The sequence below is a fragment of the Pseudomonas sp. Rh2 genome, assembly GCF_040762985.1.
GTDB lineage: Bacteria > Pseudomonadota > Gammaproteobacteria > Pseudomonadales > Pseudomonadaceae > Aquipseudomonas > Aquipseudomonas taiwanensis.
Genome location: NZ_CP142890.1, coordinates 3,874,163 through 3,893,718, shown reverse-complemented (window position 1 = coordinate 3,893,718; position 19,556 = coordinate 3,874,163). Strand labels below are relative to the sequence as shown.

Sequence of the window (19,556 nt, the reverse complement as noted above, 5' to 3'; positions counted from 1 at the left end):
GTATCCCTCACGTCGTGGCAAGGAAGCACGTTATGGATCGATCGCTACTGCTCAATCGCGCGAGCTGGGATGAGCGTGCACCGTTGCATGCCGCATCCAGGGACTATGAAGTCGAGGTGCTGGTCAGTCAGCCCGAGCACCTGAGCGAAACCGTGCGCTTCGACGTGCCACGGCTGGGTGATGTGCGTGGCCTGCGCACGGTGCACCTGCAATGCCATATCGGCACCGACACCGTGTCTTTGGCACGGCTTGGCGCGCAGGTTTGTGGGCTGGATTACTCGGCGGCTTCCCTGCTTGAGGCGCGGCGCCTGGCCGAGCGTTGCGGCGCGGCCATCGAGTATTTCGAGGCCGATGTCTATCAGGCGGAGCGGGTACTGCCTGTCAGCACCTTCGACCTGGTCTATACGGGCATCGGCGCATTGTGCTGGCTTCCTCGTATCGAGCCTTGGGCGCGCACCGTAGCGGCCTTGCTCAAACCCGGCGGGCGGCTGTTTCTGCGTGATGGGCATCCAATGCTGATGGCGGTGAATGAAGACCATCGGGACCGCCTGCAGTTGGAGTACACCTACTTTGAGCAGGAGTCTCCGACGGTATGGCATACCGACCAGACCTATGTCGAGAGCGACCAGCGTCTGCTTCAAACCGAGACCCATGAATGGAACCATGGCCTCGGCGAGGTGATCAGCGCTTTGCTGGCCAATGGGTTGCAACTTTCCTCGCTGGTAGAGCACCAGAGCATTCCCTGGGAGGCCCTGCCAGGGCAGATGGACAAGGGGGCCGATGGAGAGTGGCGCTTGCGTCAGTCTCCCGAACGGCTACCCCTGAGCTACACCTTGCAGGCGATCAAGGCCTGATCAGGACAGGTAGCCACCGTCCACATTGAGCGCGGTGCCGGTGGTATAGCTGGACGCATCGCTGGCCAGGTACAGGACGGCGCCAGCCATCTCCTTGGGGTCGGCTACGCGCTTGAGCGGGATCTGCTGCAGGGCGGCATTGAGGATAGTGTCGTTCTTGACCAGTGCCGAAGCGAACTTGGTGTCGGTCAGGCCGGGCAGCAGGGCATTGCAGCGGATACCGAACTGCGCACACTCCTTGGCGAAGACCTTGGTCATGTTGATCACGGCAGCCTTGGTCACCGAGTAGATGCCTTGGAAGTGGCCGGGTGATACGCCATTGATCGATGCCACATTGATGATGCTGCCACCGCCATGCTCGCGCATCAGCTTGCCGGCCTCCACCGACATGAAGAAGTAGCCACGAATGTTCACGTCCACGGTCTTCTGGAATGCGCTGAGGTCGGTGTCCAGCACGTTGCAGAACTGCGGGTTGGTGGCGGCGTTGTTGACCAGGATGTCCAGGCGACCGAACTGCTCGCGGATGCCGGCGAATACCTGCTGGATCTGCTCCATCTCGCCAATGTGGCAGGCCACCGCAGTGGCCTTGCCGCCCTGCGCGATGATGGCATCGGCCACGTGCTGGCAGCCGTCCAGCTTTCGACTGGAGACGATCACATGGGCACCTTGCTGGGCCAGCAGATGCGCGATGGCCTCGCCGATGCCGCGGCTGGCGCCGGAAACGAAGGCGATCTTGCCGTCGAGGTCGAACAGGTGGGTCTTGGACATGCTGTTTTCCTTGTTGTCTGTCGTCAGAGCGTGGACTTGGCGATGACCTGCAGGCTCATCTGCTCCAGCAGCCGGTTCATGTGAATGAACTGGGCGAAGCGCTTGTCCTGGGTCTGGCCATGGAAGAAGCGGTAGTAGATCTGCTGGACGATGCCGGCCAGGCGGAACAGGCCGTAGCAATAGTAGAAGTCGAAGTTGTCCAGGCTGATGCCAGCGCGCTCGGCGTAGTAATCGACGAACTGGCGACGGGTGAGCATGCCGGGGGCGTTGCTTGGCTGGCGCCGCATCAGTTGAACCGGCGCCGGATCGCTGGCCTCGATCCAGTAGGCCAGGCTGTTGCCCAGGTCCATCAACGGGTCGCCGATGGTGGCCATTTCCCAATCCAGCACGCCGATGATGCGCATGGGGTTTTCGGCATCGAGAATGACGTTGTCGAAGCGGTAGTCGTTATGCACGATGCCAGGGCGTGGGTGATCGGCCGGCATCTTTTCCCGAAGCCAGGCGATGACCTGTTCCCAGCGCGGTGCATCGGGGGTCAGGGCCTTTTCGTAGCGGTTGGTCCAGCCTTCGATCTGGCGTTGCACGTAACCTTCCGGTTTGCCCAGGTCGGTCAGGCCACAGGCGTGATAATCGACTTGGTGCAGTTCCACCAGGCGATCGATGAAACTCTTGCACAGGGCTTCGGTACGCGCCGCATCGAGGTTCAATTCGGCGGGAATGTCCGAGCGCAGGATGATGCCGTTCACCCGCTCCATCACATAGAACTCACCGCCGATCAGCGAGGTATCGGTGCAATGCGCGTACGCTTTCGGGCAGTAGGGGAAGCCACTGTTGAGCTGGTTGAGAATGCGGAATTCACGACCCATGTCGTGGGCCGACTTGGCCTTCTGGCCGAACGGTGGACGGCGCAACACGAATTCGCGGCCAGGGTAGGTGACCAGGTAGGTGAGGTTGGAGGCGCCTCCGGGGAACTGGCTGATCGTCGGTACGCCATCCAGCCCACCGATGTTGGCCTTGAGGTAAGGGTCGATGACGGCCGCGTCGAGTTCTTCGCCGGGGCGTACCTGAGTGGACTGGTCAGTGAGCGTCATGCGTTTTCCTTATTTTCGGTCGCGAGGACTATTGGCTAATCTAATGGCCTGTCGGCCGTGGAACAAGCGTGCCAAGTGTCATATAGGTACGGGTGTTGCCGGCCGATCAATCCCCCTGATAGGCATCTGATGCTTCCCTGTGAGACACAGGCAAAAAAAAACCGAAGCCGGGCAGGCTTCGGTTTTCGTCGCGATTGATGTACCCGCCACTCAGGCCGGGAACAGCTCGCTGAGCTTCATCGACAGCATCATGTCGCCTTCGACGCGCAGCTTGCCGCTCATGAAGGCCTGCATGCCATCGGTGTCACCGCTGACGATACCCTTGAGGGTTTCGCTGTCCAGCACCAGGGTGCAGTTGGCGTCTGCGTTCTCGCCTTCCTGGATTTCGCAGGTGCCGTCCTTGACGAGCAGTGCGTAGTGCTTGTCTTCGTCGGTGATGTTGAAGCCGAACACCAGGTCAAGACCGGCGGCGGCTGCCGGATTGAACTTTGCTTTCATCGCTTCGACGGCTTTAGCTACATCGCTCATGGTGTATTCCTTGTTAAGTAATATTCGCGTCCCAAGGGACAACAAACCGGGCTCATCGATAGGTGACAAGCTCCGGCGCCCTCAACAGCTGCACATGGGCTTGGCTGTTGAAGGAAGCCAGTGACACATCGTTGCCGCGAAACTTCAGCAGGCTGAGCGATGTGTTGATGATCTGCCAGTTCAGCGCGAAGGCTTGGCTGGGGGTTATCCGGGTGACCAGGTGGAGCAGGGCGGCAATGGTACCGCCGGAAGTGAACACGGCAATGTTGTCGCCGCTGCCAGCGCCCTCCAGTACGCGCTGCAGCCCACCGTTGACGCGAGCGGTGAAGGCTTGCCAGGTTTCCAGGCCGTCGTATTCATGATCGCCATCGTGCCAGCGCTGCACCATGAGCGCGAACAAACGCTGGAACTCGCTGCGATTCTGCGTAGGGTTGCGCAGCACATGCAGCGCTTCTGGTTCCACCGCCATCAGGCTAGGGAGCAGGGCGCGGATGACGCCATCGGCGTTGAATTCATTGAACGCATCATCGGTTTCTACCGCCGGGACCTGGCTGCCATGACCCTGCAAGGCTTCGAGCGCCAGGCGCGCGGTATCTTGCTGGCGCCGCAGGCTACCGGCTATGCAGCGGTCCAGCCGCACACCGAGCTGAGCCAGATGCTCGCCCAATGCCTGGCTCTGGCGCACACCGACGGGCGAGAGGACGTCGTAGTCGTCGGCACCGAAGGAGGCTTGGCCATGTCGGATCAGATAGAGGTTGCCCACAGAGGTATCCGGCCGGTTGGAGGTTGCTGGGAGGTTAGGATGCGGCACACAGGCTGTCAACGAAAAAACATACAAGCGTTTGAAAAGGTTGTTTGAAAGATGTTGCCAGCCTTTACCCCGGCTGGCAGCGCCTTAGGCTCGTCGGTATGCTTGCATCAGTGTCGCGTCGTTCAGGCGCTGTTCTATCAAGGAGTCAACGTGGAGTTTCTTGCCGAATACGCAAGCTTTCTCGCTAAAACCGCCACCCTGGTGATTGCCATCCTGGTGGTGTTGTCCGCCATTGCCGGCATGCGCGGCAAAGGGCGGCGCAAGTCGGGTGGGCAGTTGCAGGTCACTCGCCTCAACGAGTTCTACAAAGAGTTGCGCGAGCGCCTGGAGGCTGGTCTGCTCGACAAGGCCCAGCTCAAGGCGTTGCGCAAGCAGCAGGCCAAGGCGGAAAAACAGCAGAAGAAGGGCAAGGCCGAAGAGAAGCGTCGGGTATTCGTGCTCGACTTCGATGGCGATATCAAAGCTTCGGCCACCGAAAGTTTGCGCAATGAGATCACCGCGCTGCTGACCCTCGCCACGCCACGAGATGAAGTGGTGCTTCGTCTGGAAAGCGGCGGCGGCCTGGTGCACAGCTATGGGCTGGCGGCATCGCAACTGGCGCGTATCCGTCAGGCCGGCATACCGCTGACCGTGTGTATCGACAAGGTGGCGGCCAGTGGTGGTTACATGATGGCCTGCATTGGCGAGAAGATCGTCAGTGCACCGTTCGCCGTACTTGGATCGATCGGCGTGGTGGCGCAACTGCCTAACGTCAATCGCCTGCTGAAGAAGCACGACATCGACTTCGAGGTGCTGACCGCCGGCGAGTACAAGCGCACCCTGACCGTCTTCGGCGAGAACACCGAAAAGGGCCGGGAGAAATTCGAGGAAGACCTGGATATCACCCACCAGCTGTTCAAGGACTTCGTCTCTCGTTATCGCCCGCAGTTGCACATCGATGAAGTGGCGACCGGCGAAGTGTGGCTGGGCGTAGCGGCGTTGAACCGCAAGTTGGTGGATACGCTGCAGACCAGCGACGAATACCTCAGTGAGTGTGCTCGCGAGGCCAACCTGTTCCATGTGCATTACGCCGAGCGCAAGAGCTTGCAGGAGCGCATCGGCATGGCGGCCAGCGGCACGGTTGAGAATGCCGTGGTCGGGTTGTGGAGCAAACTTGGCCGTCTGCGCTAACACGTTGAACCCCTTGAATATTTTTTCTGTTCAGGGGGTTGCAAGGCGCAAAGAATGCAGACATAATGGCGCCCATCGAAACGCAGCGAACTTTGAAAAAGGTTCAGTGTTTCAAGGAGATAGCAAAGCGAAAGCAGCTAGATCCGAACTTTGAGGCCGAGTAGCAAAGTGGTTATGCTCCGGATTGCAAATCCGTCTACGCCGGTTCGATTCCGACCTCGGCCTCCACTATTCGAAAGCCCCGCAGATGAAAATCTGCGGGGTTTTTTCTTGTGTGCGTCCAAAAAAGAAAACCCGCCGAATAGGCGGGCTGAAAGAACGTACGGAGAGCCTGCAGTCTGTCCCGCGCGTTGTCAGAATTTCGTGAAGCGCAGGTTGCAAGGTCATCGATCAAAAAAAAAGCCCGCCAGGCGGCGGGCAATCAACGTATTGAAGGGAGAGCCTGTAGGATGGTGCCTGCCGGTTAACCCAGCGTTAAGTCCTCTCTCCATTGCACCGAGAACTCCCATGCGCGACGAAGACGATCTGCACGAACCCGAGCACGACCATTTGCTCGACCACGAATTCCTCTATGACGAAGGCGACGCGTTTGAGGCCGATGCCCAAGGCGCCGAGGACGAGACCGAGCAAGACATGCTGGATGATCTCGACGATGAAGAGCGCGATCATCCAGCCTGGCACGACGACTGCGAAGACGATTGAATCAGCGACCGTCCAGCGAGAAGCGCCCCGGGCCGCTCACGGCCAGCAGCAACATTCCACCGACAATGCTGAGGTTTTTCAGAAACTGAGTCATGTTGGCACTACGCTCGGGGTCGACCATGTTCCAGAACGGGTGCCCCAGAAGCGCCGTGCCCAGTACGAACAGGGCGAACAGGAAGGCCAGCGGGCGGGTGTAGAATCCCAGGATCAGCACGATCCCGACAAAGAACTCCATGATGACCGCTATGGCCGCTGCCAGCATCGGGGCAGGGGCGCCCAGTGATGTCATGTAACCGACGGTACCCTCGAAGCCGGTCAGTTTGCTCCAGCCAGAGAGCACGAACAGGATCATCAGCAACACGCGGGCAATCAGGATGATGAGGTCGCGTTGACCATCGAACAGGGTGTAGCGCATGGTGGCATTCCAGTGGACGGTGACACACTCCACTCTAGCAGTTGCGCTGGGGTTTTCCGGCGGGCAGCAAAAAGGCGCCGCAAGGGCGCCTTTTCTGGAATTTGGTGCGAGTGGCGGGACTCGAACCCGCAAGGCTCACGCCGACAGATTTTAAGTCTGCTGTGTATACCAATTCCACCACACTCGCACGCTTGAAAGGGTCGTGGCGACCGGCGCGCTTCTAGGCAGAAGGGCCTGACAATCAAGCGCGCTTTATAACCCATTGTTATAGTTGAGTCAACTGCAGAGCCTACTCTCAAAAAGATACAGGTCGGTCGCACAGGTCGTTGACACAGGGATGTCATTAGGCCACTGTCGCCTGATTATTGGATCCAAAGAGGGAAATGCCATGGTTCGGGCCGCACCCACCGCTGTTGATGAGGCTCGCCTCGTCCGCCCTCGGCTGGTCTGGCGTCTAGTGTTCATCCAGGTGCTGCTCATGGGAGGCTTTTTGTATGTGAGCCTGTTGTGCCTTGGCGGTTTCCTGTTGATGGTGGGATTTGACGACCAGCACTCCCAAGCGCAGCGTCTGATGGCGCTGGCAGGTGGTGGCCTGATTCTGCTGGTAAGCCTGTGGCTGCTGAAAGTCGCAATGCCTCGGCGGCTGGTTCCCGTACTGGTCGAGCGTGATCGTCAATAGGTAGTTACAGCAGCAGGGGAAACAGGCATGCTTGGCTAGATTCACTATAAACATCCCGCTGTGGCTGCCTGGGAGTCCGCATGGTTTCAGCTGCCCCCTTCAACCATCCCGTCATGCCGGCCAACCGCTACGAGCAGTTGGTGCAGTCGGTGGTCGACTATGCCATCTATATGCTTGACCCCACCGGGCACGTGGTGTCCTGGAATGCCGGTGCCGAGCGGATCAAGGGTTACCGTGCCGAAGAGGTGATCGGCCAGCATTTCTCGTTGTTCTTCACTGAGCAGGATTGTGCGCAAGGGCGTCCCGATGTGTTGCTTCGCCAGGCGCTGGAGCAGGGCGTTGCGCAGGATGAAGGCTGGCGTGTGCGTAAGGACGGTACCCAGTTCTGGGCGCTGGCCGCGCTGGACGTGATCCGCGACTCCCAAGGGCAAGTGGTCGGCCTGGCCAAGGTCACGCGGGACATCACCGACCGGCGCGACTCGGCCTTGCAGCTCGATGCCATGCGCGCCCAGCTGTTCCAGGCGCAGAAGCTCGAAGCCCTGGGCCAGTTGACGGGTGGCCTGGCCCATGATTTCAACAACCTGCTGACCATCATTCTCAACTCGGCCCGGATGGCGCTGGTCAGTCAGGACCCGAAACGGGTCCAGCGGATGCTGGAGCATATTCTCGACGCGGGCAAGCGCGGCACGGAGCTGACTCAGCAACTGCTCAGTTTCGCTCGTCACCGTCAGCTGGATGTCACGCGAATTGCCCCTGCTGAACTGATCGCCTCCACCCGAGGTCTTCTGGAGCATGCCTTGCCCAGCGACATCGAGCTCAACGAGCGCCTGCAACCTGACTTGCCGTTGATCGAGGTCGACGCCGGGCAATTGCAGATGGTGCTGCTCAACTTGCTGTTCAACGCGCGCGATGCCATCGAAGGACCGGGTCAGATCAATATCGAGGTGGATGCCGTGGAGCTTGCCGGTGAAGTGGAGGGGCTGCGCGGGCGCTACGTGCGATTCGAAGTCCGGGATACTGGCGCGGGCATTGACCCACAGACGTTGCCGCGCATCTTCGAGCCTTTTTTCACCACCAAGGCGTTTGGCAAGGGCACCGGGCTTGGCCTTAGCCAGGTGTATGGCTTTGCCAAGCAAAGCAACGGCGCAATCTGCGTGGAAAGCGCGACCGGTCAGGGCACATGCATGAGCCTTTACTTGCCGGTGTATCAACACGAAGCGGAACCTACAACTGACAGGTAAGCGCCATGGTCCAGTCTCTGAGCAGGTTGGTGACGGGTATCGCGGGGCTCGATGCCCTGCTCAAGGGCGGCCTGGTCACCGGGGCCTCCTACATCATTCAGGGGCCGCCTGGTGCCGGCAAGACCATCCTGGCAAATCAGCTGGCTTGCGGGCATGTACTCAACGGCGGTCGTGTGCTGGTAGTGACATTGCTCAGCGAGTCCCACGAACGGCTGTTCCAGTACATGGGAACCCTCGAGTTCTTCGACCCGGTTCTGGTGGGTGATCAGATCCAGTTCGTCAGTGCCTTCGATACCCTGGAGCAGGAAGGGCTCGAAGCCGTGGTCAGGCTGCTGCGCCAGGAGATCGGCCGGCATCAGGCCAGTTTGCTGATCGTCGATGGCGTGCTCAATGCCCGGGCGCGGGCGGACTCGGCGCTTGAAACCAAGAAGTTCGTGTCTGAATTGCAGGGGCATGCAGCGTTCGCTGGTTGCACGGTGCTGCTGCTGACCAGTGCCCGACTCGATGAGGGTAGCCCCGAGCACACCATGGTCGATGGTGTCATCGAGTTGGGTGAGCAACTGATAGGCAGCCGTGCGGTGCGGCATATACAACTGCGCAAGACCCGAGGGAGCGGCGCCTTGTCGGGGCGCCACGAGTGCCTGATCGACGAGGCCGGGATGCATGTCTATCCGCGCCTGGAGTCACTGTTCAGTCGTCCCAGCCATACCGGCGCTGCCAGCCTCAGTCGCGTGACCAGCGGGGTGCCAACGCTGGATGAAATGCTCGATGGTGGCCTGGCCTCAGGCTCGGTCAGCCTGGTGATGGGGCCCTCGGGGATCGGCAAGACATCGTTGGGCCTGGCGTTTCTCGCCGCCAGCAGTGCGCAGGCGCCGGGCCTGCACTTCGGCTTCTACGAGACGCCAGAGCGGCTGCGCCTGAAGGCGGCATCGCTGGGCTACGATTTTGCAGCGCTGGAGCGCGACGGTGCCCTGCAGTTGTGCTGGCAGCCCACCACCGAAGGGTTGCTGGACCAGGTGGGCGCACGCCTGCTCGCGCAGGTGGAGGCGCTGGGGGCCAAGCGGGTGCTGATCGACAGCCTGGGGGCATTCAGTCGCCTGGCCATCGACCCGGCCCGGCTCAACGCCTTTTTCCGGGCCTTGACCGGAGAGCTGCGTGCTCGCGACATCAGCGTCCTGCTGACCTGGGAAATGCGCGATATATTCGGCTCGGAAATCACCGCCCCGGCTCCGGACCTATCGAGCATCGTCGACAACCTCATGCTCATGCGCTTCGTCGAACTGGATTCGCAATTGCGGCGTATGCTGTCGATTCTCAAGGTGCGCGACAGCCATCATGACCCCGCGCTGCACGAGATGCGCATGGGGCCGCAGGGGGTCTCTCTGCGCAAGGCCTTCGAGGGCGCGTGCGGGGTGCTCTCGGGCACGCCGGTGCCGCCGGCGAGTGGGTAGGCCATGAACACCATCCTGATCGTCGATGACGAGTACCTGATTGCCGATATCCTCGGTTTCGCCCTGGAGGACGAGGGTTTCCTGGTGGAAAAGGCAAGCAATGGCCGTAAAGCCCTGGAGGCGCTTCAGGACAAACGCGTGGAATTGGTGATCACCGACTACATGATGCCGGTGCTCAATGGCGAGGAGTTGGTGCGGGCGATTCGCGACGAACTGCAGCTGCACGACCTGCCAGTGATCCTCATGAGCGGCGCTCAGGCCAGCCAAGGACGCCCGGAACTGTTCGCCGCGGTGTTCGACAAACCGTTCGACATGGACAAAATGATCGCCAAGGTGCGCGAACTCCTGGGCACCTGAGGCGAGCGCGTGCCGTCAGATCAAGCGCGTCCGTGCGACTTGAGGCAACGCGACTCAGTGCGAGTCGTCGTGTTTTTCCGGTGCTGGGTTGCCAGCCTGGATGCGTTTGAAGATTTCTTCACGATGAACCTGTACATCCTTCGGTGCATCGATGCCAATCCTCACCTGCATCCCTTTAACGCCCAGAATGGTGACTTTGATGTCATCGTTGATGACGATGCTTTCGCCAACCTTACGGGTGAGTATCAGCATGTAGTTCTCCTTGGTGGTGTCGATATCCGCGTGGCCATTTGGCGAGGCGGTGGGAGCTGGTCCCTCTTCCTTCTCATTAAAGACGCTTTCGGCGGATAGTAATTCCCCGGAATACAAATTCTGTAGCGTGTCTTTAGTCGCAGGTGCCGACGAAATCTGCTTTGGCAGCGTCGGCGAAGGTGCTCGCTGGCAAGAATAGGGGGCTTCGAGGCAGATGGGAAATTTCCTTGCATGATGGGCCAGATAGCAAGGCTCAATGGGCCTGCGAATTTTCCAGCGCCTGCAGGAACAGCAGCAAGGCTACCTCCTCAGGCTCCAGTCCCTGCCGGTTGCGGCTGCGGGGCAATGCAGCCAGTTGCCCAAGATGGAAATGCTCCAGTACCGCCGGGTGGATGTAGCAGCGCCGGCACACCGCGGGAGTGTTACCCAGCCGGCTGGCAACCTGCCTGACGATGGCTGCCACCTGGCGTTTGGCTTCGCTTTCCGGCTCCCAGGCCAGAGGCCTGAGCAGGCTCAGGGCAAGGCTGCTACCGGCCCAGGTGCGATAGTCCTTGGCGGTGAAGTCGGCGCCGGTCAATTGCTGGAGGAACTGGTTGATATCGCTTGAGCCGATGCTGCGGCGCTGGCCTTGCTCATCCAGGTACTGGAACAGTGTCTGCCCAGGCAGCTCGATACAGCGCTTGAGCAGGTTCGCCAGGCGTCGGTCGCGCAGGGTCACATCATGCTCGACGCCGCGCTTGCCGCGGAACTGGAAGCGTATGGTGCTCCCTTCGACGGTGACGTGGCGATTGCGCAGGGTGGTCAGGCCATACGACTTGTTATCGCGCAGGTACTGTGGGTTGCCGATGCGAATCAGGGTGCTGTCGAGCAGGCTCACCACCAAGGCGATGATTTTCTCTCGATCCAGCCCCGGGCGCGCCAAGTGGCTGTCGATATGCTTGCGCAGCTTGGGCAGGGCCCTGGCGAAGGCCAGCATGCGCCCGAACTTGTGCTGGTCGCGCAGCTCGCGCCATTGAGTGTGGTAGCGGTACTGCTTGCGGCCACGGGCGTCGCGGCCAGTGGCCTGCAGATGGCCCTGTGGGTCCAGGCATATCCACACATCGGTATAGGCGGGGGGGATGGCCAGGGCGGCGATCCGCGCGAGCGTCTCGCCATCGCGCACCCGCTGGCCCTCTGGGTCCAGGTAGATGAACCGACCACGCCATTTGCGCCTGGTCAGTCCTGGTTGGGTGTCGTCGACGTAGTGCAAGGTCGCGGGCAGGGGGTGGTCGAGCATCGCTGGCAGGCCTCGATCAGTGCTATGACCAATGGACAGCAGGCGTGCGACGGATGCTCAGCTCAACAGTGCTACCGATTTGATCTGGGCAATCAACGCCTGACCTGGATGCAGGTCGAGTTGGTCGGCAGAAAACCGGGTGATGCGCGCCAGCAAGGCGTTGTCGCCAGCATCGAGGCTCACCAGCACGTGCGCAGGGTTGTCTGCAGGGCGACATTCGCGCACGCGCACCGCCAGCCGGTTAAGGATGCTGGACGTGCTGTCTGCGCCAAGCGCGAGGCTCACATCACGGGCCTGAACTTTGACCCGCAGCGTGCTGCCCAGTGCGTGGGGCGGATGCGCGATGCGCAGCACAGGGCCATCGCTGCCGGGCAGGCGCAGGTCGAGCAGATCGTAATGCGCGTCGTGACCGACCACCCGGCCTTCGAAGACCACCCCGGCCTCTTCGCCCTGCGCCAACGGTAAGTCCAAGCGGGCGAGGGTTTCGCCAATCGGGCCACTGGCGACTGCCTTGCCTTGCTCCAGGAGTACCAGGTGGTCCGCCAGCCGTGCCACTTCGTCCTGAGCATGGCTGACATACACAAGGGGAATGTCCAGTTCATCGTGCAGGCGCTCAAGATACGGCAGGATCTCACGCTTGCGAGGCCCGTCCAAGGCCGCCAGCGGCTCGTCCATCAGTAACAGGCGCGGGCTGCTGAGCAAGGCGCGTGCAATGCCGACTCGTTGCGCCTCGCCACCCGACAAGGTGGCTGGCTTGCGCGCAAGCAAAGGGCCGATGCCCAGCAACTGGCACGCTTGCTCCAGGCCGACCTTGCGTTCGCCCGCGGGCACCCGGCGCCAGCCGAATTCCAGGTTGCCGCGCACCGACAAGTGCGGGAACAGGCTCGCTTCTTGGAACACGTAGCCCACCGGGCGCAGGTGGGGAGGCTGGAAAAAGCCGCGAGCGCTGTCTTCCCAGATCTCGCCATTGACCTCGATGTAGGCGCTGGCGGCGCGCTCCAGGCCCGCCAGGCAGCGTAGACACGACGTCTTGCCAGACCCGGAGTGGCCAAACAGTGCACTGATCCCGCGCCCCGGCAGGTGCAGGTCGACATCCAGGGTGAAGTCCTCGCGGGCCAGCTCGAGGCGCGCCACGATCGTCGTGCTCATGTCAGCTCCAGCCCGCTTTGCTGCGGCGCCCGGCGTACAGCAAGAGCAGCACGAGGAAAGAGAACACCAGCATGGTCCCGGCCAGCCAGTGCGCTTGCGAATAGGCCATGGCTTCGACGTGATCGAAGATCTGAACGGAGACCACGCGGGTCTTGTCCGGAATATTGCCGCCGATCATCAGCACCACGCCAAACTCGCCGACGGTATGGGCGAAGCCGAGGATAGTGGCGGTGACGAAGCCAGGGCGTGCCAGCGGCAGCACAACGTGCACGAAGGTGTCCCAAGGGCTGGCACGCAGAGTGGCGGCCACTTCCAGCGGGCGCTGGCCTATGGCGCTGAAGGCGTTCTGCAACGGCTGCACCACGAACGGCATAGAGTACACCACCGAGCCGATGACCAGCCCGCTGAAGCTGAACACCACGCTGCCCAGGCCAAGCGCCTGAGTAGCCTGGCCGACCCAGCCGTGCGGACCGAGGGCAATCAGCAGGTAGAAGCCAATGACCGTGGGTGGCAATACCAGGGGCAGTGCCACCACGGCGCCTACCGGCCCGCGCAGCCACGAGCTCGTGCGCGCCAGCCACCAGGCGATGGGGGTGCCTAGGATCAGCAGAATCAAGGTGGTCAGGCTGGCCAGTTTGACGGTCAGCCAGAGGGCACCCAGGTCACTGGCGTCCAGTGGCATCAGATTTCATATCCGTAGGACTTGATCACTGCTGCTGCCTTCGGGCCCTTCAGGTACGCGACCAGCGCCTTGGCGGCTGCGTTGTCCTTGCCTTTTTTGAGAATCACCGCGTCCTGACGGATCGGGGCGTGCAGGTTGGACGGTACGATCCACGCCGAACCGTTGCTCACCTTGCCGTCCTTGTAGATTTGCGACAGCGCGACGAAACCCAGTTCGGCGTTGCCGGTGGAGACGAACTGGAAGGCCTGGGTGATGTTCTGGCCCTCGACGATCTTGCTCTGGGTGGCTTCTTTGAGCCCCAGCCTGTCCAGCACCTGTGTGGCGGCCAGGCCATAAGGCGCGGTCTTGGGGTTGGCGATGGACAGGTGCTTGAAGTCGTTCTTCTTCAGCACTTCACCCTCGGCGTCCACGTAGCCTTCCTTGGCCGACCACAGTGCCAGAGTGCCCACGGCGTAGGTGAAACGCGAGCCTGGGACGATTTCCTGTTCGTGTTCGAGTTTGGCCGGTGTGCTGTCGTCGGCCGACAGAAACACGTCGAAAGGTGCGCCGTTCTTGATCTGGGCGTAGAACTGGCCAGTCGCCCCGTAGGCGGCGACCAGCTTGTGCCCGGTGTCCTTCTCGAAGTCTTTGGCGATGGCCTGGATAGGCGCGGTGAAGTTGGCTGCCACCGCCACCTGGACCTCATCGGCCCAGGCACTGTTGAGTGAGACCAGGCTGGCCAGGGCGGTGACAGCCAGGTGGGACAGGCGGATACGCATGAAGACGGCTCCAGAGGGTTATCGTTATAGCCTGAACTATATAGCGATAAACTGTTCGCGTGGAAGAGGCCGGCGTGTTGGGGGATTCAGCGGGTAATCAGCGCCAGTGCCTTCTCGGCGATCTCGCGGGTCAACTGCTCGGCCGGCATCGGCCTGCCCAGCCGCAAGGCCTGCCCTGACCACAGGTTGCTGAAGTCGCTGGCGCCTCGTGGGTCGCTGACTGCCCGCAACGGCATCAGCGCACCGCCTGCCAGGGGGAAGCGTGGGGCCAGTTCGCTCATGGCGCCCAGCTCGCGCATGATGCGGTTGTTGATGCCTCGGGCAGGGCGCCCGGTGAACAGGTTGGTCAGCGCGGTGTCGCTGGCCGGCGCGTTGTCCAGGGCATGACGATGGGCCGGGGAAACCTTGGCTTCAGGGCTGAACAGGTAGGCGGTGCCGATCTGTACGGCGGACGCACCCAGGGCCAGTGCAGCGACCAGGCCACGGTGATCACCGATGCCGCCGGCGGCGATCACGGGTACCTGCACCGCATCGGCGATCTGCGGTACCAGGGCGAAGGTGCCGATCTGACTGTTGATGTCGTCGGTCAGGAACATGCCGCGATGGCCGCCTGCTTCATAGCCCATGGCAATGATCGCATCGCAACCATGGGCCTGCAGCCATACCGCTTCTTCGACAGTGGTGGCGCTGGACAGTACCTTGGCACCGCTGGCCTTGACCCGTTGCAGCAGCTCGGGCGCTGGCAAGCCGAAGTGGAAGCTGACCACCTCGGGGTGCAACTGCTCGATCAGCTTGCAGCTCTGTTCATCGAACGGGGCACGGTTTGACACGGGGGTCGGTGCCTCGAAGTCGACGCCCAGTTCGTCGTAATAGGGCTTGAGCGCCTGCTTCCAGCGAGCGGCCTGCTGCGCATCTGGCACCGGTGGTTGGTGGCAGAAGAAATTGAGGTTCAACGGGCCCTGGCAGGCTGCGCGAAACGTCTCGATCTCACGCCGTAGCTGCTCCTCGGTGAGCATGGCACAGGGCAGGGCACCCAAACCACCGGCCTTGCCCACCGCGATCGCCATCGCCGAGCCTGAAGCCCCGGCCATCGGTGCCTGGAGGATGGGCAACCGGATGCCCAGCAGATCGAGGATACGACGGTCGGGCCAGTGGCTCATGGGGCTCTCCTTGCGAGTGTGCGATGGGGGCTAGGTTCAGGCCTCAGAGTGCCTTGCTGACTTGAATGTCGCTGATCTTGTCTGCGTCGTCACCATGGATCTTGCGCAGGGCTTCCAGGGCTTGCTCCTGGGAGTTGTCGGGCATCAGGGCGAAGTCCCAGCGGCGCTGGCCGTCGAGCTTGTACTTGATGACGTATTTGATGGTCTGGGTCATGGCAGCCTTATCCGAGTTTCGACGACGAGCGGCGAATGATCTTGATCTTGTGAGTGAAGGTCGGCTTGCGCGTCACCGAGATCGGGCGTGAGGTCACGGTATCGAGGGTGATATTCCAGAAACCGGTGCTGGGTACGGTGATCTTGGCCGGGAAACGCTCGAAGTGGCCACCATGGTAGGTGTGGCGGCCGCCGTTCTTGAAACTGCGGAAATTGGCGTCGTTCATCAGGCGAATATTGCAGCGCTGGGAACACTCGATGACCACGATGTCGTCTTCGTTGAGGTGCTCGCGCTGGTGAATGAATTTCATGGGGGGCCCCGCAAGGTGTAATTCTGCAAACGCGAACAATACCACGATGGCGGGCGGCGCTGCCGTGCTCGATGGTCGGGCTGCAGATAAATCTGCCAGAGCAGGGAGCAAAACCGCCTGGCTGTTGTCCAACGCGGTTCCTGACGGCAGAGGTGCAGTAAATGAAGTGGTTGGTGGCGGCGTTGACCTTGACCCTCGGTGGTTGTGTCAGTGTGACGGAACTGGAGCAGTCTCACGAAACGTTGGATGTCATTTCTGGCAAGACGCCGCGTGAGTACGCCGATTGCGTCAAGCACAAGCTTGCAGATAGCCGAGACCCCTTGGTGGAGGAGTCGCGCAGCGACGGCCTGCGCCTGATCGTGCCGCAGAAGCTGTCGGCCGGTGTCGGCCCGGCGGCGTTGGTCGATATCGACAAGCGTGGTAGCGGCAGCAGCATCAAACTGCACGAGCGCCTTAACAACTTCCCATTGCGCCTGGGTGATGTGCGCACGGCGGCGACGCAATGCATCTCGGGCAGTTGACCTGGCTCAAGTAAAGCGCGGTTAGAAGGCTAATTGCCATCCTCTGGTCGGCCTGGGCGTTGTTGCGACTTTCCCTGCGGGGCTAGTATCCATTTGCTTATGTTTTTTATGCCTAAGCTTATAACAAAAGAAATGGAGATTCGTGATGACCCCGTTGAGTCGAGTCGTGATCGGCGGCCTGCTGATCCTGGCCTGGCCCGCGGCGCATGCCGCCGATGGCCAGAAAGTCTTCACCCAGGGTGGGGCCAACCCCGCCGCCATGGCCTGCCTAGGCTGTCATGGCGCAGACGGCAAGGGCATTGCCGCCGCAGGGTTCCCGCGTCTGGCTGGGTTGCCCGCCGGTTATCTGAGCAAGCAACTGCATGACTGGCGCGCTGGCAGCCGCAAACAGTCGGTCATGGAGCCCCTGGCCAAAGCGTTGACCGAGGCCGAGATCGAGGCGGTCAGCACTTACCTGGCCAAGCGGTCCGGCGACCCCGCCCCCGATCTGCGCCGCCAGCGGATCGCCAACGACAGCGTTACCCGGCTGGCGCTTTACGGTGACTGGAGTCGGCAGATCCCCGGTTGCGTGCAGTGCCATGGCCCTGGGGGCAGTGGGGTTGGCCAACATTTCCCGCCCCTGGCTGGGCAGCCGGCCGGTTATCTGGCCGCGCAACTCAACGCCTGGCGCGACGGCAGTCGCAGCAATGACCCCAACCAGCTGATGGTCGGTGTGGCCAAGGCCATGACCGATGACGAGGTCACGGCTATCGCTGAGTTCTTCGCCCGTCCAGCTCGCCAGGAGGTCAAGCCATGAGACCATTGATGCCAATCGCGTTGCTGTTGGTCATGTGCAACGCCCACGCCGCCCCCGTTGCCATGGAAGACCAGTCGCAGCTGAAGGTGCCCGACGCCCAGTCCTCGCCACAGTTCGTCCCGCCTCTGGAAAGCACGCTGCCGGACAACGCCTTCGGCAAGATGGTGCGCGAGGGGCATGCACTGTTCGTCGATACCCGCAGGCTGATGCCCGAAGCCGTGGGCAATGGCATGAACTGCAGCAACTGCCACCTCGATCAGGGTCGCCTGGCCCACTCTGCGCCAATGTGGGGCGCTTACCCGATGTATCCGGCATATCGCAAGAAAAACGACAAGGTCAACACCTATGCCGAACGCATCCAAGGGTGTTTCCAGTTCAGCATGAACGGTACACCGCCAGCGGTCGACAGCCCACAGATGACGGCGCTTTCGGTGTATTCCTACTGGCTGTCGAGCAAGGCGCCAACCGGCGTCGAGATCGCCGGGCGTGGTTACCCCGAGGTGCCGCAACCCAAGGGCGGCTATGACTTCACCCGAGGCCAGCAGGTCTACCGCGAACAGTGCGCGATCTGCCACGGCAATAACGGAGAGGGCCAGAAAGTGGCGGGCGAGTATGTCATGCCGCCGCTCTGGGGCAAGGATTCCTACAACTGGGGTGCCGGCATGCATCGGATCAACACGGCGGCCTCCTTCATCAAATACAACATGCCCTTGGGCAAGCCCGGCAGCCTGAGCGATCAGCAGGCCTGGGACGTAGCGGCCTGGGTCAACCGGCACGAACGGCCACAGGATCCACGTTTGATCGAGGGCTCGGTGGAGAAGACGCGGGTCAAGTTCCACGCCAATGACGGGGTCAACCTGTATGGGCAGAAAGTGGACGGTGTGCTGATTGGGCAAGGCACCGGTAGCTGAGGCGCATCCCCGTCCTGTCACACCTGTATCACGGCACTGTAACCACCGACAGGTAGCAATGGCTGCGTGCATGTCGAAGGAGCGCGGCCATGGAGCTTTGTGTGATCGGAGCGGGGTATGTGGGCCTGGTGACGGCGGCCTGTTTTGCCGAGATGGGTAACCGGGTGGTGTGCCTGGAACGCGACCAGCAGCGCTTGGCGCAGTTGCGCCAGGGACATTGCCCCATTCACGAGCCCGGTCTGGAGGTGCTGCTCAAGAGCGGCCTGAGCCGCGGCCAGTTGAGTTTCAGCGACGACTGGCAGCAGGCCTTGGCCCGGGCCGACGTGGTGTTCATCGCGGTCGGCACGCCTAGCCAGGAGGACGGCTCGGCTGACCTGCAGCATGTCATGGCAGTGGCGGACAGCCTGGGTCGGCACCTGCGATGCCCTTGCCTGGTGGTGAACAAGTCGACGGTGCCAGTGGGCACTGCCGAGCGTGTGGCCGCGCAGATTGCGCTGGGTTTGCGTGAGCGTCGTGCGGGCTTTGCCGTCGAGGTGGCCAGCAATCCGGAGTTTCTCAAGGAGGGCAGCGCCCTGGACGACTTCATGCGCCCGGACCGTATCGTCATCGGCAGTGACAGTGAGGCCGCCCGCCAGTTGTTGCAGCGCCTGTACGCGCCGTTCGTGCGCAACCATGAGCGCATATTGATAATGACGCCGCGCGCCGCCGAGCTCACCAAGTACGCAGCCAATGCGTTCCTGGCGACCAAGATCTCGTTCGTTAACGAACTGGCCGGCCTGTGCGCCTGCCTGGGCGTGGACATCGAACAGGTACGCCGTGGCATCGGCAGCGACCGGCGCATCGGCAGCCATTTCATTTACGCGGGTTGCGGCTACGGCGGCTCATGCTTCCCCAAGGATGTGCGTGCGCTGATTCATACCGCCGAGCAGCAAGGTTACCCGTGCGCAATCCTTCAGGCGGTGCAGGCCCGCAACGAACAGCAGAAAACCCTGCTGTACAGTGCGTTGCACCAGCACTTCGGTGGCTTCCTGCGAGGGCGGGTGGTAGCGCTTTGGGGGATGGCATTCAAACCAGGCACCGACGATTTGCGCGAAGCCCCAAGCCTGGTGTTGCTGGATGCCCTGCTGGCCTCGGGCACGCGGGTCCAGGCCTGCGATCCGGTAGCGCTGTCGGCGGTTGCCGAGCGCTACCCGTGGGCCGTAGCCAGCGGCCAGTTACGTCTGCACGATGACCCGTACGCCTGTGTCGAAGGGGCGGATGCGCTGGTTCTGGTGACCGAATGGAAGCAGTTCCGACAGCCGGACTTCCCCCGCGTACGGGGCTTGATGCGCATGCCGGTAGTGTTCGATGGGCGTAATATTTACGATCCGCTGGAACTATCTACACTGGGTTATCTCTATCATGGCATCGGTCGGCCACAGGCGGGGCATTGTAAGGTGACTGCCGCCTGATTAGACTGC

Annotated in this window: 24 protein-coding genes and 2 tRNA genes; 12 read left to right on the top strand and 14 right to left on the bottom strand. The window is 61.7% G+C overall.

Annotation, left to right across the window (positions count from 1 at the left end; genetic code table 11):
- Nucleotides 1–32: 32 nt before the first annotated feature.
- On the top strand, nt 33–854 hold the full coding sequence (locus tag VXM67_RS17860) for a bifunctional 2-polyprenyl-6-hydroxyphenol methylase/3-demethylubiquinol 3-O-methyltransferase UbiG (protein ID WP_023381293.1): 822 nt from the start codon (nt 33–35) through the stop codon (nt 852–854).
- Here the strand turns inward: VXM67_RS17860 and VXM67_RS17855 are convergent, their stop codons facing one another.
- The 4 genes from VXM67_RS17855 to VXM67_RS17840 form a co-directional block, all read right to left on the bottom strand.
- Nucleotides 855–1,622, bottom strand: coding sequence for an SDR family oxidoreductase (locus tag VXM67_RS17855; protein ID WP_023381292.1), 768 nt, complete (start codon nt 1,620–1,622; stop codon nt 855–857). It lies immediately after the preceding gene.
- Nucleotides 1,623–1,645: 23 nt separating this feature from the next.
- Nucleotides 1,646–2,713, bottom strand: a complete 1,068-nt coding sequence (locus VXM67_RS17850; protein ID WP_027908181.1) for a phosphotransferase family protein — start codon at nt 2,711–2,713, stop codon at nt 1,646–1,648.
- Between the two features lie 210 nt (nt 2,714–2,923).
- Nucleotides 2,924–3,241 carry an SCP2 sterol-binding domain-containing protein gene (locus VXM67_RS17845; protein WP_023381290.1) on the bottom strand — a complete coding sequence of 106 codons (318 nt, stop codon included), beginning with the start codon at nt 3,239–3,241 and terminating at the stop codon, nt 2,924–2,926.
- 52 nt (nt 3,242–3,293) lie between these two features.
- Nucleotides 3,294–4,004, bottom strand: a complete 711-nt coding sequence (locus VXM67_RS17840) for a histidine phosphatase family protein (RefSeq protein ID WP_023381289.1) — start codon at nt 4,002–4,004, stop codon at nt 3,294–3,296.
- Between the two features lie 198 nt (nt 4,005–4,202).
- Between VXM67_RS17840 and sohB the strand changes: the two genes are divergently transcribed.
- The 3 genes from sohB to VXM67_RS17825 all read left to right on the top strand — a co-directional run bounded on the left by sohB (nt 4,203) and on the right by VXM67_RS17825 (nt 5,924).
- Entirely contained in the window at nt 4,203–5,222 is a 1,020-nt protein-coding gene (sohB, locus tag VXM67_RS17835) for a protease SohB (RefSeq protein WP_367237252.1), read from the top strand.
- A 154-nt stretch (nt 5,223–5,376) separates the two neighbouring features.
- Nucleotides 5,377–5,450: transfer RNA gene (locus VXM67_RS17830), tRNA-Cys, on the top strand.
- A 279-nt stretch (nt 5,451–5,729) separates the two neighbouring features.
- The gene (locus VXM67_RS17825; protein WP_023381287.1) at nt 5,730–5,924 is read left to right on the top strand and encodes a hypothetical protein; all 195 of its coding nucleotides are present in this window, start codon (nt 5,730–5,732) and stop codon (nt 5,922–5,924) included.
- Nucleotide 5,925: 1 nt separating this feature from the next.
- On the opposite strand, the gene VXM67_RS17820 is transcribed toward VXM67_RS17825, so the two are convergent.
- On the bottom strand, nt 5,926–6,339 hold the full coding sequence (locus VXM67_RS17820) for a DoxX family protein (protein WP_023381286.1): 414 nt from the start codon (nt 6,337–6,339) through the stop codon (nt 5,926–5,928).
- Between the two features lie 102 nt (nt 6,340–6,441).
- Nucleotides 6,442–6,526 (bottom strand) — tRNA-Leu (locus VXM67_RS17815).
- Between the two features lie 201 nt (nt 6,527–6,727).
- On the opposite strand from VXM67_RS17815, the gene VXM67_RS17810 reads away from it, so the two are divergent.
- The 4 genes from VXM67_RS17810 to VXM67_RS17795 all read left to right on the top strand — a co-directional run bounded on the left by VXM67_RS17810 (nt 6,728) and on the right by VXM67_RS17795 (nt 10,067).
- The gene (locus VXM67_RS17810; RefSeq protein WP_023381285.1) at nt 6,728–7,018 is read left to right on the top strand and encodes a hypothetical protein; all 291 of its coding nucleotides are present in this window, start codon (nt 6,728–6,730) and stop codon (nt 7,016–7,018) included.
- An 80-nt stretch (nt 7,019–7,098) separates the two neighbouring features.
- A complete protein-coding gene (locus VXM67_RS17805; RefSeq protein ID WP_023381284.1) occupies nt 7,099–8,259 on the top strand; it encodes a nitrogen regulation protein NR(II) in 1,161 nt (386 codons plus the stop codon).
- 5 nt (nt 8,260–8,264) lie between these two features.
- Nucleotides 8,265–9,710 (top strand): ATPase domain-containing protein, encoded by a 1,446-nt coding sequence (locus tag VXM67_RS17800; RefSeq protein WP_367237251.1) that lies wholly within the window; start codon nt 8,265–8,267, stop codon nt 9,708–9,710.
- A gap of 3 nt (nt 9,711–9,713) precedes the next feature.
- The gene (locus VXM67_RS17795) at nt 9,714–10,067 is read left to right on the top strand and encodes a response regulator (RefSeq protein ID WP_023381282.1); all 354 of its coding nucleotides are present in this window, start codon (nt 9,714–9,716) and stop codon (nt 10,065–10,067) included.
- Between the two features lie 54 nt (nt 10,068–10,121).
- Here VXM67_RS17795 and csrA read toward each other — a convergent pair whose 3' ends face one another.
- The 8 genes from csrA to VXM67_RS17755 all read right to left on the bottom strand — a co-directional run bounded on the left by csrA (nt 10,122) and on the right by VXM67_RS17755 (nt 15,868).
- A complete protein-coding gene (gene csrA / locus VXM67_RS17790; protein ID WP_023381281.1) occupies nt 10,122–10,319 on the bottom strand; it encodes a carbon storage regulator CsrA in 198 nt (65 codons plus the stop codon).
- Between the two features lie 253 nt (nt 10,320–10,572).
- Nucleotides 10,573–11,595: a DNA topoisomerase IB gene (locus tag VXM67_RS17785; RefSeq protein ID WP_104883476.1), complete on the bottom strand. Its 1,023-nt coding sequence runs from the start codon at nt 11,593–11,595 to the stop codon at nt 10,573–10,575.
- A gap of 57 nt (nt 11,596–11,652) precedes the next feature.
- Nucleotides 11,653–12,744: a molybdenum ABC transporter ATP-binding protein gene (gene modC, locus VXM67_RS17780; protein WP_202675460.1), complete on the bottom strand. Its 1,092-nt coding sequence runs from the start codon at nt 12,742–12,744 to the stop codon at nt 11,653–11,655.
- Nucleotide 12,745: 1 nt separating this feature from the next.
- Nucleotides 12,746–13,426 carry a molybdate ABC transporter permease subunit gene (gene modB, locus VXM67_RS17775; protein ID WP_023381278.1) on the bottom strand — a complete coding sequence of 227 codons (681 nt, stop codon included), beginning with the start codon at nt 13,424–13,426 and terminating at the stop codon, nt 12,746–12,748.
- Entirely contained in the window at nt 13,426–14,184 is a 759-nt protein-coding gene (gene modA / locus VXM67_RS17770) for a molybdate ABC transporter substrate-binding protein (protein WP_023381277.1), read from the bottom strand. The genes modB and modA overlap by 1 nt, the downstream gene beginning before the upstream one ends.
- 86 nt (nt 14,185–14,270) lie before the next feature.
- On the bottom strand, nt 14,271–15,344 hold the full coding sequence (locus VXM67_RS17765; protein WP_023381276.1) for a nitronate monooxygenase family protein: 1,074 nt from the start codon (nt 15,342–15,344) through the stop codon (nt 14,271–14,273).
- Between the two features lie 43 nt (nt 15,345–15,387).
- The gene (locus VXM67_RS17760; RefSeq protein ID WP_023381275.1) at nt 15,388–15,558 is read right to left on the bottom strand and encodes a hypothetical protein; all 171 of its coding nucleotides are present in this window, start codon (nt 15,556–15,558) and stop codon (nt 15,388–15,390) included.
- Nucleotides 15,559–15,565: 7 nt separating this feature from the next.
- Entirely contained in the window at nt 15,566–15,868 is a 303-nt protein-coding gene (locus VXM67_RS17755; protein ID WP_023381274.1) for a DUF1883 domain-containing protein, read from the bottom strand.
- Between the two features lie 161 nt (nt 15,869–16,029).
- Here VXM67_RS17755 and VXM67_RS17750 point away from each other — a divergent pair, with 161 nt between their 5' ends.
- From VXM67_RS17750 to VXM67_RS17735, 4 genes are all read left to right on the top strand, one after another.
- Nucleotides 16,030–16,389 carry a hypothetical protein gene (locus tag VXM67_RS17750; RefSeq protein WP_023381273.1) on the top strand — a complete coding sequence of 120 codons (360 nt, stop codon included), beginning with the start codon at nt 16,030–16,032 and terminating at the stop codon, nt 16,387–16,389.
- A 145-nt stretch (nt 16,390–16,534) separates the two neighbouring features.
- Nucleotides 16,535–17,185, top strand: a complete 651-nt coding sequence (locus tag VXM67_RS17745; protein ID WP_023381272.1) for a c-type cytochrome — start codon at nt 16,535–16,537, stop codon at nt 17,183–17,185.
- A complete protein-coding gene (locus VXM67_RS17740; RefSeq protein WP_023381271.1) occupies nt 17,182–18,096 on the top strand; it encodes a c-type cytochrome in 915 nt (304 codons plus the stop codon). Before VXM67_RS17745 ends, VXM67_RS17740 begins: the two co-directional genes overlap by 4 nt.
- 89 nt (nt 18,097–18,185) lie before the next feature.
- Nucleotides 18,186–19,547, top strand: coding sequence for a UDP-glucose/GDP-mannose dehydrogenase family protein (locus VXM67_RS17735; protein WP_023381270.1), 1,362 nt, complete (start codon nt 18,186–18,188; stop codon nt 19,545–19,547).
- The last annotated feature ends 9 nt before the right edge of the window (nt 19,548–19,556 follow it).